The sequence below is a fragment of the Pseudomonas sp. MWU12-2319 genome (genome assembly GCF_023242525.1).
Lineage (GTDB): Bacteria > Pseudomonadota > Gammaproteobacteria > Pseudomonadales > Pseudomonadaceae > Aquipseudomonas > Aquipseudomonas gingeri_D.
In genome coordinates, this window is sequence record NZ_JALJES010000003.1 from 147996 (window position 1) to 159870 (window position 11875).

The following is an 11875-nucleotide window of genomic DNA, read 5'->3' on the forward strand; positions in this document are numbered from 1 at the left end:
GGAACCTTTCAAGAAAAAAGGTGCAACCCAGCGGTGCCACTATTGCAACCATGGCGCCGAAGGGCGTGCAACCACCCTGTAACAACGTGCGTCACCGAAGTGCACACTCGCGGTGCGCGACTGCTACATCGCGCACCATTACAGGCTAGCCGTCTCGAACAAAAGCGCCGTCCGATTCGGCATTTTTTGTTGTTTCAAATGACAATCCGCAGGCACTGGCCCGCGTGATACAGCGAAAAGCCAGCCTCGTAGAGACCACTGCGAAGGCCCACCGCCGGTATCGGCCGCATGGGCGCGAAGGGAATCGGCAGGGCCTGAGGATTTCCGTTACACAGGTAATCGGCGAACGCCTTGCCGACCACCGTCCCCGTGGTCACCCCACGCCCGTTGTAGCCGGTGACTGCCACTAAACCGGGCGCCGGTTCGAACAGGCGCATCAGATGGTCGGGGGTAAAGGCGATACAACCGGTCCAGGTGCATTCCCAGTCGACCTTTTTCAGGTAGGGGAAATAGTGCTGTTGCACGCGGTCGGCCCAGGCCCGCAGGAACCACGCCGGTTTCTGGTTGCCGTTGCCCAGGCTGCCCAGCAACAGGCGACCGTCGGCATCGCGGCGAATGCTGCTGAGCACCTGGCGGGTATCCCAGGAGCCCTGCCCGCCCGGCAGAATCTGCCGAGCGGCTTCTTCGGTCAATGGGCTGGAAGCGACCTGGTAGTAGTAGCCCGGAAAGAAGTTGCGCCGCAGTTCGGTCCATTCGCCTTCGGTGTAGGCATTGGAGGCCATCACCACCTGCTCGGCGCTGACCGCGCCCTCGGCGGTCTGCACCGACCAGCGCTGGCCCTGGCGTTCCAGGCGGGTGACCGGGGAATGGTCGAACAACTGCGCCCCCAGCCGCGAGGCGGCCTTGGCCAGGCCCGAGGTATAGGCCATGGGATTGAGGGTGCCGGCGCGCCGGTCGAGCAAGGCGGCGCCGATTTTTTGGGTGCCGGTGGCGATTTCGCAATCCTTGCCGGTCAGCAACTCCACCGGTGCGCCACGACGTTTCCACTGCGCTTCACGGCTGCGCAGATCAGCCTCGCCCTTGGCGTTGTGGGCCATGTGCAAGGTGCCTTCGCGGCGCAGCTGGCAATCGATGCCATGCTTGTCCACCAGGCTGAAGACCAGGGCCGGCGCCGCCCCCAACATGCGGTTGAGCTGGCTGCCCACCGCTTCGCCGAAACCGGCCTCGATCTCGTCCGGGGGAATCCACATCCCGGCATTGACCAGCCCCACATTGCGTCCGGAACCGCCGTGGCCGGTACGATGGGCCTCCAGCACGCAGACGCTCTTGCCTTGTTCACGCAGGTGAATCGCGGCCGAGAGCCCGGTGATACCGGCGCCGATCACGCAGACATCGACCTTCAACTCGCCCTTGAAGGACGGTGCTTCAGGCCGCTGCGGCGTCAGTGTTTCCCATAGACATTCTTCACGTAACGGCATTGCCAGACTCCGAAAATGAAACCCGTCAGTCGAAGGTGATGCCCTGGGCCAGCGGCAATTCCAGCGAGTAGTTCACGGTATTGGTCTGGCGGCGCATGTAACCGCGCCAGGCGTCCGAACCCGACTCGCGACCACCACCGGTTTCCTTCTCGCCGCCAAAGGCGCCGCCGATCTCCGCACCGCTCGGGCCGATGTTGACGTTGGCAATGCCGCAGTCGCTGCCCACCGCCGACATGAACTGCTCAGCCTCGCGCACATCGGTGGTGAAGATGCACGAAGACAGGCCTTGTGGCACCGCATTGTTCAAACGCAGGGCTTCGGCGAAGTCGCTGTAACCGATCACGTAGAGAATCGGGGCAAAGGTTTCGTGGCAGACCACTTCGCTCTGCTCCGGCATCTCGACGATGGCCGGCGACACGTAATAGGCATTCGGGAATTTGTCCTGCAACTGGCGCTCGCCGCCGAACACCCGGCCGCCTTCGCTCAGGGCCTGCTCCAGGGCGTCCTGCATGTTCTCGAAGCTTTGCTTGTCGATCAGCGGGCCGACCAGGTTGCCTTCCAGCGGATGACCGATACGGACCTTGGAATAGGCCGCTTTCAAACGGGTGACGATTTCCGCCTTGACCGATTCATGGGCAATCAGACGCCGCAAGCTGGTGCAGCGCTGGCCGGCGGTGCCGACGGCGCTGAACAGAATCGCCCGTACGGCCATGTCCAGGTCGGCGCTTGGGCCGAGGATCATGGCGTTGTTACCGCCCAGTTCGAGAATACTGCGGGCAAAGCGCGCGGCCACTTTCGGCGCCACTTCACGGCCCATGCGGGTGCTGCCGGTAGCGCTGATCAGCGCCACACGCGGGTCATCGACCAGGGCGGCACCGGCGTCGCGACCACCGATGATCACCTGGCTCAGGTACTCGGGCGCATCGCTGAAGTTCTTCAGTACACGCTCGAACAGGGCCTGGCAGGCCAGCGCGGTCAGCGGGGTCTTTTCCGAAGGTTTCCAGATCACCGAGTTGCCGCACACCAGTGCCAGGGTGGTGTTCCAGGCCCAGACCGCGACCGGGAAGTTGAAGGCGCTGATCACGCCGACCACACCCAGGGGATGCCAGGACTCACGCATATGGTGGCCCGGACGCTCGGAGGCGATGGTCAAGCCGTACAGCTGGCGCGACAGGCCCACGGCGAAGTCGCAGATATCGATCATTTCCTGCACTTCACCCAGGCCTTCCTGGGTGATCTTGCCGGCTTCCCAGGAAACCAGCTCACCAAGGTCGGCCTTGAATTCGCGCAGCACTTCACCGAACTGGCGCACCAGCTCGCCACGGCGCGGTGCCGGAACCTTGCGCCAGGCATCGAAGGCGTGCTCGGCACGGCTGACCTGCTGCTCGACCTCAGCCGCGCCCTCCCAGTTCACGCCGGCGATGCGGCTGCCGTCGATGGGCGAATGCACGGGCTGTTTGCCCTGTTGATACAGCGCCGGGTCCACACCAAGACGATCAAGCAATGCGGCAACCATGGGGGTCACTCCTGTAGGCGAAAACGGAAAGCTTTAGTCGAAAACAACACGACGATTCAGACCTTCAGTTGTAGCGGCCTTCAGCTTTGCCAACAAACGACGATTAGGCGAGATATCATTCCATTTATTCATGCAGCGCAAGACAGAAGAAAAAGGCCCGTCCATGCTGAATAAAAGATACCTGCCTTCGATCACGGCCCTGCAATGTTTCGAAGCCGTCACCCGCCACCTGAGCTTCACCCGCGCGGCAGAAGAGCTGAACCTGACCCAGAGTGCCGTGAGCAAACAGGTCGCGCAGCTGGAAGAACTGTTGCAGCACCTGCTGTTTCGCCGGGTACGGCGACGCCTGCAACTGACGCCGGCCGGGGATCTGTACCTGGTGGAAGTCCGAAAAATCCTGACACAGGTGGAGATGTCGACCCACTACCTGCGTTCCTACGGCGGTGAAACCGAAGTCCTGCGGGTATCCACGCCCTCGACCTTCGGCGCCCGCTGGCTGGTGCCGCGGCTCAAGGGCTGGCGCCTGCGTCACCCGCATATCCACCTGGACCTGTGCAACGAACAGGAAGCCGACGACCTGCTGCAGGGCCGCAGCGACCTGGCGTTCTATTTCGGCCAGGGTTCGCGGCCGGGCACCGAGTGCGTGAAGCTGTTCGGTGAAGAACTGGTGGCGGTGTGCGCGCCGGGCTGCCTGCCGGAGAAGCCCTTCAGCGATCCGACGCAGTTGAGCGAGCTGGTCCTGCTGCAGAACGCCTCGCGGCCCCAGGCCTGGCACGACTGGTTCGACAGCCAGGGGTATCACACCGAACACAGTTACCACGGGCCGCGTTTCGAGACCTTCTATATGTGTATCCGGGCGGCCCAGGTCGGCTGCGGCGTAGCCTTGCTGCCCAGGTTCCTGGTGGAGGAGGAACTGATGGAGGGCAAGCTGGTGCTCGCCTGGCCCCATGCGATGCCCAACCACGACGCCTATTACCTGGCCTACCCGGAGCATTCGGCGGAGGTGCCGAAGGTGCGGGATTTTGTCAGTTGGATGCTGGAGCAGATCGACAGTCCCGTGCAACCTTGAGGGTATTGCGCTGCCCTCTCGGGCCTCTTCGCGGGCAAGCTCCGCTCCCACAGTCTCGAGTCGTACCTGAGTTCTGCGCACGACCGGGAACCTGTGGGAGCGGAGCTTGCCCGCGAAGAGGCCGGCACCCGCAACAAAAATCGCTGGTAAAACCGCCAACGGATATGCGCCACTAGCGGTCTTCATTCAAGAACTGCCAGGACGCCGCTGTAACGCGCGACCGGCATGGAGATACCCGTTATGAGCGATAAGGCCTTTGGCGATCGCATTGTGCAGAACCTGCTGGACACCGACTTCTACAAGCTGACCATGATGCAGGCGGTGCTGCACAACTACCCCAACGTCGAAGTCGAATGGGATTTCCGCTGCCGCAACAGTGAAGACCTGCGCCCGTACCTGGCGGAAATCCGCTACCAGGTCGAACGCCTCGCCGAACTGAGCCTGAGTGCCGACCAGCTGGGTTTCCTGGAACGCATCAGCTTCCTCAAGCCGGACTTCCTGCGCTTCCTCGGCCTGTTCCGCTTCAACCTGCGCTATATCCACACCGGGATCGAGAACGGCGAGCTGTTTATCCGCCTGCGCGGCCCGTGGCTGCATGTGATCCTGTTCGAAGTGCCGCTGCTGGCCATCGTCAGCGAAGTGCGCAACCGCTACCGCTACCAGGAAACCCTGCTGAGCCAGGCCCGCGAACAGCTGTACCGCAAGTTCGACTGGCTGAACGCCAATGCCTCCCCCGATGAACTGGCGGAACTGCAGGTCGCCGACTTCGGCACCCGCCGGCGCTTCTCCTACCGGGTCCAGGAAGAAGTGGTCAGCGTGCTCAAGCACGACTTCCCCGGGCGCTTCGTCGGCACCAGCAACGTGCACCTGGCGCGCGAATTCGACATGAAGCCCCTGGGCACCATGGCCCACGAGTGGATCATGGCCCACCAGCAACTCGGTCCACGGCTGATCGACAGCCAGATCGCCGCGCTCGACTGCTGGGTCCGCGAGTACCGCGGCCTGCTCGGCATCGCCCTGACCGACTGCATCACCACCGATGCCTTCCTCACGGACTTCGACCTGTACTTCGCCAAGCTCTTCGACGGTTTGCGCCATGATTCCGGCGACCCGGTGATCTGGGCCGAAAAATGCATCAATCGTTATCACCAGTTGGGTATCGACCCGATGAGCAAGACCCTGGTGTTTTCCGACAGCCTCAGTCTGCCCAAGGCCCTGGGGATATTTCGCGCGCTACGCGGTCGGATCAATGTCAGCTTCGGCATCGGCACCAACCTCACCTGCGACATCGAAGGGGTGGAACCGATGAGCATCGTGCTTAAAATGACTGCCTGCAATGGCCAACCCGTGGCGAAGATCTCCGACGAGCCGGGCAAGGCCCAGTGCAAGGACCCGAATTTCGTGGCCTACCTGCGCCATGTGTTCCAGGTCCCCGGCTAGAAACTCGTCCAGTGGTACCGATCAACCTGTTCCAGACCCCATCCCGCAAGGAGTGAATCATGCAAGCCGTACAGCGCCAGATTGCTGAACAGCTCAAGGTCCAGCCACCGTTCGCTGACCAGGCCGCCCTCGAAGCCGAAGTCGCGCGACGGGTCACCTTTATCCAGGATTGCCTGCTGAACTCCGGGCTCAAGACCCTGGTGCTGGGTATCAGCGGCGGTGTCGACTCATTGACCGCCGGCCTGCTGGCCCAACGCGCCATGCGTGAACTGCGCGAACGTACCGGCAACCTGGATTACCGCTTCATTGCGGTGCGCCTGCCGTACGAAACCCAGTTCGACGAACATGAAGCCCAGGCCTCGGTGGACTTTATCGCCCCCGACGAACGCCACACGGTGAATATCGGCCCGGCGGTCAAATCCCTGGCCGGCGAAGTCGCCGCCTTCGAAGGCAAGGCCGCCGTGTCGCGGGACTTCGTCCTTGGCAATACCAAGGCGCGCATGCGCATGGTCGCGCAGTACACCATCGCCGGCGCCGCCCATGGCCTGGTGATCGGCACCGACCACGCGGCGGAAGCGGTGATGGGTTTCTTCACCAAGTTCGGTGACGGCGCCTGCGACCTGGCGCCGTTGAGCGGCCTGGTGAAAAACCAGGTCCGAGCCATCGCCCGGCACTTCGGCGCGCCGGAGTTCCTGGTGGAGAAAATCCCCACCGCCGACCTCGAGGACCTGGCACCGGGCAAGCCCGACGAAGCCTCCCACGGCGTGACCTATGCCGAGATCGACGCCTTCCTGCACGGCGAGCCGGTGCGCCAGGAAGCCTTCGACATCATTTGTCGGACGTACGAAAAAACCCATCACAAGCGTGAGATGCCATTTGCGCCGTGATTTATTCGGCGGGAATGTCGTAGGAATCGTCTATTTTTCCGCCTAGCACTTGAGGCAACATCGGTCACTGGGCAGTCTTCGCCGCATCTTGTTGTTGGCAGGGCCCCACCCGATGTTGCTCAATCGCAAATACCCCAAGTTGCACGCGCAACCCGTGTTCCGGCACCCGTGGTTTTTTCCGCTGCTCGGCGCGCTCGGGGTGGTCTGCTGGGTCGCCACCGCCGCCAGTACGCCGGACAAGCAGGCCGCCGGCCAGCCCAGCGCCGCGCATTTTCTGCTGATCGCCCAGATGCCGGCGCAAATCGCCTTGCGCGCCAACGCGCACTACATCCCGCAAGCCAACCAGACCGGCTGCCCCTATCAACCGCCGGTGCTGCATTTCAATACCGCCCTCGCCGACACGCCCCGCAGCTCCGACTTCAAGGTGCCCCTGGGCTACGAATTGCCGGACTGCAAACTGTATCTGAGTGAAGTGGACTTCGAGACCGAGGCGTTCTACGGACCTGACAACCTGAACCGCAGCATCACCCATGGCGGCTCGATTGCCGTGCGCGACAACCTGCGACCTGGGGTGTCGGGCTTTCCGAGTTCGGGAGAGAAACAGTATGAGGGCTTGTGCGATTGGGAGATTACCGACCCCGACGCCCTCTTCGGGCCGGGCCAGGTCCTCACCTGCCACGCGCTGGACGATCAGGGGCGGGTGATCGGCGGCAATCGCAAACCCTCCAGGCTCGGCGGAACCCTGAGCCTGGAGGACCTGCAAGGCAAGCGTATTCGCCTGAATCTCAAGATGAAGGATCAACCCTGACCGCTGGAGCCAGGGTTGCGGCACCGGTTACTTGACCGCGAGCTTGCCTTTCATGATCGAGTTGTGGCCCGGGAACGAGCAGAAGAACTCGTAGTCCTCACCGGCGGTCAGTTTCGACACGTCGAAGGTGACCGAGTCCTTTTCACCGGCACCGATCAGCTTGGTGTGGGCGATGACGCGGGTGTCGCCGTCCTTCAGGTAGTTCTTGTCGATCCCGGCGCCCATGCCTTCAGACGCGATCGCGGCCATGTCGGAGGCCTTGCTCAGTACCCAGTTATGGCCCATGACGTTCTTCGGCAGGCTGCCGGAATGGCTCAGGTTCACGGTAAAGGTCTTGCAGCTCTTGTCGATGTTGATTTCCTTGACGGTGTAGGACATCTGATCGGTGGAGTCGACATCGACCTTGCATTCGGCGGCAAGCAACTGGCCACTGGCGAGGGCCAGCAGGGATACCGCAACAACTTTGGCGAACATGGTGAATCTCCAAGGCAGGGTATGAAAATCAAGGGCTCAAATGGGGAGAATAACCAAAATATGGCTCAGTTCTCCTGATCTGTATCAACAGATTGTATACAATCCTAAGCTATCGCTTCGATGGATACAATCAACCAGCCAGACGAACTGGCGCCCTCTAACATTAGGACGTTCTCAGCCAACGGAGCGTCTACCATGTCAATTAACAGCCTGTTGCAAAGCTTGCTCGCCGCTTATGCCTGCGGGGCCAGCGGTACCTTTGAAAGGCCGTCGCGCGAGGTTTAATCCTTGGAGAGTCGCCTGCCAGCCTTTACTCTGGGGTCAGCCTGTCGCGAAAAACCATTGTTTCGTGTGCTGCGCCACGAACACAGGCAGAATACGCGCCGCTCAACCTCACCTTCGACCCCAGAGGATCGCCCATGGCCAAACCCAATTACTCCTTTGCCAAACGTCAGCGCGACCTGGCCAAAGAGCAGAAGAAAGAGGAAAAGCTGCAGCGCAAGAAAACCACCGCCGAAGAAGAGGCCGCGGCCTTGTTGAACCCCGAAGCGGAAGGCGAAGCAACCGAGGCACAGGATCCGACCCCGAACGCCTGATTGCACCGGGCTCTGCTCCTACAGATTCAGGGCGTACGCAAAACCCGCGCTCGCCGCCAACCTGTAGGAGTCGGGCTTGCCCGCGAAAAGGCCCTCAAAACCGCCAAAAGCTTCGCGAGCAAGCTCTGCTCCCACAGGTTCCGTAGCGTTTTCGAAGTCATATCCGGCTTAGCTGACCGACCGCCCCACATCCCCCATCGGCATCACCGTCACCTGGACTTCCGGGTCATGGTTGCCGCCCCCCAGAATCACCCCGCGCAACGGCGACACATCGGAGAAATCCCGGCCCCAGGCCAGGGTGATGTGCTCCAGGGCCGGCTGCACATTGTTGGTCGGATCGAAATCCACCCAACCCGACACCGGACAGAACACCGACACCCAGGCATGGGAGGCATCGGCGCCGATCAGCCGTGGCTGGCCGGGCGGTGGCTGGGTCAGCAGGTAGCCGCTGACATAACGCGCCGCCAGGCCCCGCGAGCGCAGGCAGGCGAGCATCAGGTGGGCGAAGTCCTGGCAGACCCCGCGCCGCCGCTCCAGCACCTCCACCAGCGGCGTGGCGACCTGGGTCGCCTCGGCATCGAAGGTGAACTCGCTGAAAATCTTCTCCATCAACGCCTGGACACCCACCAGCAAAGGACGCCCGGGCGGGAAACAGCTCTCGGAAAACTCGACGAAGCTTTTCTTCAGATGCACGTAGGGCGATTCAAAACGATAACGGCAAGCCTCGAGAATCTCCGGGTTCAGCACCTGGCCGCTGTAGGTCAGGGCATTACGTGTGTCATCCCAAGCCGCGGACAAATTGAAGTCCACCGCCGGTCGCGCCAGCACCTCGACATTCAGCCAGGCATTGACCAGCAACTCGTCATGGGGCCGCTCGAACGCCAGCCGGGTCAAGGGATTGCCGAACACATCGAGCTCATCCCGGCGGCTGGTGGGCTCGGGGCTGATCTTCAACATCTGCTCGCTGCACACTTGCCAGTCACAAGCCCGCGGCCACAGGTGGGCGAGTTGCTGGGCCAGGGACACCGGGCTGTCGTAGTGATAATGGGTATCGTGGAAAATCTGGTAGAGGGCACTCATCACACGGACACCGTCTGCTGGCTGACATCGTCGACATGGGCAAAATGCCGCAAGGCCAGGCGATCGGAGACCTGGCCGCTGGCATCAGCGACTTCCTGCAACAGCTCGGCCAGGCCGTCGAGCACATCGCGCACGCCGGTCTCGCCGAACAAGGCGCCTTCCAGGTTGCCGAGATCGAAACGCCCCAGGCGCTCGACCAACTGGTTCAGCCCCAACTCCCGTGGGACGCCGAAGTCATCGTTCAAACGGCGCAAGGTGCGGCTCACCAGTTTCAGCTGGAACAGCACCGCATGGGGGTTCTGCTCATCCAGCAGCAACAGGTCGAGCACCGGGATCAGTTGCGGCACCGCCAGATAGCGCGAGCGATAGGTGATGCTGCTGTTGCCCAGCTCCAGCAACCACTCCAGCCCGGCCTGATCGAACACCGCGATGCCGCGCAGGAAGGCCGCCAGGCTGCTGCTGAGAAACTGCAGGCGCTCGATGCGCCGACCGATCATCAGGAAACGCCAGCCCTCGTCGCGGGTCATATCGTCCAGGGCAAAACCGGACAAGGCCGCCAGGGACATGACCAGGCGGTTGAGGAAATCCAGCAGCTCGCCAAAGTTCGGATCTTCGCTTTCCAGGCTCAGGGCTTCGCGTTGCAGTTCCACCAGCGCCTGCCAGTTTTCCCGCGACAGCTTGCCGCGCACCTGGGATGCCGCCCACTGCAAGCGCTGCAAGTTGGAGCGCAGGCTGAACGGCCAGTCGTCGCCGAGCAGGGCCGCCAGCAGGCGCTCGGGCAATTCGCCCTCGTCCGGCAGCAGCATCAGGCTTTCGCCAAGCTCCACCGCCGCCTGCAGGGCCTGGGGATCATCGCCGTCGACATAACGCGCCAGCATGATCCGCAACAACCGCGCGCTGTCATCACAACGCTCGCAGTAGCGGCCGAACCAGAACAGGTTTTCCACCACCCGCGACGGCAGGTAGGGATCGCGTCGCACCAGGTCACGGACCCCGAGGGAACGCTGGGTGCGCCATTGCTCACCGCTGGGCGTGCGTTCGCTGAGCACCCAGGTGTCCTTGCTCGCACCGCCGCGCTGCATCGACACCACCTCGGCGTCAGCGTCGGCAGCCACCCGCGTCAGACCACCGGGCAACACCCGATAACCCTCGGCGCTGGCAACAGCGTACACGCGCATGCCGATAGCCCTCGGTTGCAAGGCGCCCTCCTCGGCTTGCCAGATCGGCGCCTGGGACAACTGCGCCAACTCCTGGGCGACATAGGCGTAAGGCCGTGCGCGTATGCGCTCGGCCAGGGCCTGGCGCTGCTCGTCATCGAGGTCGCGGCCGAACACCGGGACAAAACTCTGGGACGGGAACGCCGGCTTGATCAACAGCTCAGGCAGTTTTTCCAGGGCCTGGGCCAGCACCGGCGGCTCACCGCACCACCAGGTGGCAATGGACGGCAGGATCAGTTCTTCACCGAACAGGTGCTGGTTGATTTTCGGCAGGAAGCCCAGCAGACCGGGGGACTCCAGCACGCCGCTGCCCAGGGCATTGGCCACCAGCACCCGGCCCTGGCGCACCGCCTCCAGCAGGCCGGGCACGCCGAGGGCCGAGTCGGTGCGCAGCTCCAGCGGATCGCAGAAGTCGTCGTCGAGCCGGCGCATGATCGCGTGCACCCGCTGCAAGCCGCTCAGGGTCTTGAGGTAGACCGTGGCGTCGCGCACCGTCAGGTCGCCGCCTTCCACCAGCGGATAGCCCAGTTGGCGCGCCAGGTAGAGGTGTTCGAAATAGCTTTCGTTGAAACGTCCCGGGGTCAGCAGCACCACCAGCGGCGCCTCGGCATCGCTCGGCGCCTGGCGTACCAGGGTTTCCTGCAGGGTGCGGAAGAACCCGGCCAGGTGATGTACCCGCAAGTCGCGGTAAAGATCGGGAAAGGCCCGCGACACGATGGTGCGGTTTTCCAGGGCATAACCGGCCCCGGAGGGCGCCTGGGTCCGATCCGCCGTGACCCACCAGCGACCGTCGGGCGTGCGCGCCAGGTCCACGGCGAACAAGTGCAGGAAGGTCCCGGCCGGCGGCTGGATACCCTGGCAGGGCCAGAGGAAATTGTTGTGGCCGAAGACCAGTTCGGCGGGCAGCAGGCCGTCGCGAATCAGGGTTTGCGGGCCATAGAGATCGGCCAGCACCGCGTTCAGCAGCCGTGCACGCTGGGCAATGCCCGCTGCCACCCGCTGCCATTCGTCAGCGGGGATGATATGCGGCAACAGGTCGAGTTCCCAGGGCCGGTCGGCGCCCTTGGGGTCGGCATAGACGTTATAGGTCACGCCGTTTTCCTGGATCTGCCGGGCCAACAAGGCCTGGCGCTGCGCCAGTTGTACAGGCGTGCTGCGTTGCAACTGGTCGATCAGCGGCCGCCAATGCGCACGCACGGCGCCGCCGTCGTCCAGCAGTTCGTGATAGGTCCCCGGTGTCAGCGGGTAGCGGTCAAGCAGGTCGGGCATGGAAAGCTCGGCAGACGGCAAGGGCAATCAAGGTTAACGCA

10 protein-coding genes are annotated in these 11875 nt (G+C 63.0%); 5 read left to right on the plus strand and 5 right to left on the minus strand.

Annotation, left to right across the window (positions count from 1 at the left end; translation table 11 throughout):
• Positions 1 to 194: 194 nt before the first annotated feature.
• Together M5C01_RS06245 and M5C01_RS06250 are read right to left on the minus strand one after the other, a co-directional pair.
• Positions 195 to 1478, minus strand: a complete 1284-nt coding sequence (locus tag M5C01_RS06245) for an FAD-binding oxidoreductase (RefSeq protein ID WP_152737675.1) — start codon at positions 1476 to 1478, stop codon at positions 195 to 197.
• A 25-nt stretch (positions 1479 to 1503) separates the two neighbouring features.
• Positions 1504 to 2994: an aldehyde dehydrogenase family protein gene (locus M5C01_RS06250; protein WP_152737676.1), complete on the minus strand. Its 1491-nt coding sequence runs from the start codon at positions 2992 to 2994 to the stop codon at positions 1504 to 1506.
• A 163-nt stretch (positions 2995 to 3157) separates the two neighbouring features.
• On the opposite strand from M5C01_RS06250, the gene M5C01_RS06255 reads away from it, so the two are divergent.
• The 4 genes from M5C01_RS06255 to M5C01_RS06270 all read left to right on the plus strand — a co-directional run bounded on the left by M5C01_RS06255 (position 3158) and on the right by M5C01_RS06270 (position 7198).
• Positions 3158 to 4063: a LysR family transcriptional regulator gene (locus M5C01_RS06255; RefSeq protein WP_103495683.1), complete on the plus strand. Its 906-nt coding sequence runs from the start codon at positions 3158 to 3160 to the stop codon at positions 4061 to 4063.
• 240 nt (positions 4064 to 4303) lie between these two features.
• Positions 4304 to 5503: a nicotinate phosphoribosyltransferase gene (gene pncB, locus M5C01_RS06260; RefSeq protein WP_103495669.1), complete on the plus strand. Its 1200-nt coding sequence runs from the start codon at positions 4304 to 4306 to the stop codon at positions 5501 to 5503.
• Positions 5504 to 5562: 59 nt separating this feature from the next.
• Entirely contained in the window at positions 5563 to 6390 is an 828-nt protein-coding gene (gene nadE / locus M5C01_RS06265; protein ID WP_103495668.1) for an ammonia-dependent NAD(+) synthetase, read from the plus strand.
• Positions 6391 to 6502: 112 nt separating this feature from the next.
• Positions 6503 to 7198 carry a hypothetical protein gene (locus M5C01_RS06270; protein ID WP_103495667.1) on the plus strand — a complete coding sequence of 232 codons (696 nt, stop codon included), beginning with the start codon at positions 6503 to 6505 and terminating at the stop codon, positions 7196 to 7198.
• Between the two features lie 27 nt (positions 7199 to 7225).
• Here M5C01_RS06270 and azu read toward each other — a convergent pair whose 3' ends face one another.
• Entirely contained in the window at positions 7226 to 7672 is a 447-nt protein-coding gene (azu, locus tag M5C01_RS06275; RefSeq protein WP_152737677.1) for an azurin, read from the minus strand.
• A 419-nt stretch (positions 7673 to 8091) separates the two neighbouring features.
• Between azu and M5C01_RS06280 the strand changes: the two genes are divergently transcribed.
• Entirely contained in the window at positions 8092 to 8268 is a 177-nt protein-coding gene (locus M5C01_RS06280) for a hypothetical protein (protein ID WP_177098578.1), read from the plus strand.
• A gap of 168 nt (positions 8269 to 8436) precedes the next feature.
• Here the strand turns inward: M5C01_RS06280 and M5C01_RS06285 are convergent, their stop codons facing one another.
• Positions 8437 to 9348, minus strand: a complete 912-nt coding sequence (locus M5C01_RS06285; RefSeq protein WP_152737678.1) for a transglutaminase family protein — start codon at positions 9346 to 9348, stop codon at positions 8437 to 8439.
• On the minus strand, positions 9348 to 11834 hold the full coding sequence (locus M5C01_RS06290) for a circularly permuted type 2 ATP-grasp protein (RefSeq protein ID WP_152737679.1): 2487 nt from the start codon (positions 11832 to 11834) through the stop codon (positions 9348 to 9350). The genes M5C01_RS06285 and M5C01_RS06290 overlap by 1 nt, the downstream gene beginning before the upstream one ends.
• Between the last annotated feature and the right edge of the window lie 41 nt (positions 11835 to 11875).

What these genes read in the sequence shown, in the direction of transcription:
- M5C01_RS06245 (WP_152737675.1), bottom strand. Translation starts at nt 1,478, where the DNA reads ATGCCGTTACGTGAAGAATGTCTATGGGAAACACTGACGCCGCAGCGG.
- M5C01_RS06250 (WP_152737676.1), bottom strand. Translation starts at nt 2,994, where the DNA reads ATGGTTGCCGCATTGCTTGATCGTCTTGGTGTGGACCCGGCGCTGTAT.
- M5C01_RS06255 (WP_103495683.1), top strand. Translation starts at nt 3,158, where the DNA reads ATGCTGAATAAAAGATACCTGCCTTCGATCACGGCCCTGCAATGTTTC.
- pncB (WP_103495669.1), top strand. Translation starts at nt 4,304, where the DNA reads ATGAGCGATAAGGCCTTTGGCGATCGCATTGTGCAGAACCTGCTGGAC.
- nadE (WP_103495668.1), top strand. Translation starts at nt 5,563, where the DNA reads ATGCAAGCCGTACAGCGCCAGATTGCTGAACAGCTCAAGGTCCAGCCA.
- M5C01_RS06270 (WP_103495667.1), top strand. Translation starts at nt 6,503, where the DNA reads ATGTTGCTCAATCGCAAATACCCCAAGTTGCACGCGCAACCCGTGTTC.
- azu (WP_152737677.1), bottom strand. Translation starts at nt 7,672, where the DNA reads ATGTTCGCCAAAGTTGTTGCGGTATCCCTGCTGGCCCTCGCCAGTGGC.
- M5C01_RS06280 (WP_177098578.1), top strand. Translation starts at nt 8,092, where the DNA reads ATGGCCAAACCCAATTACTCCTTTGCCAAACGTCAGCGCGACCTGGCC.
- M5C01_RS06285 (WP_152737678.1), bottom strand. Translation starts at nt 9,348, where the DNA reads ATGAGTGCCCTCTACCAGATTTTCCACGATACCCATTATCACTACGAC.
- M5C01_RS06290 (WP_152737679.1), bottom strand. Translation starts at nt 11,834, where the DNA reads ATGCCCGACCTGCTTGACCGCTACCCGCTGACACCGGGGACCTATCAC.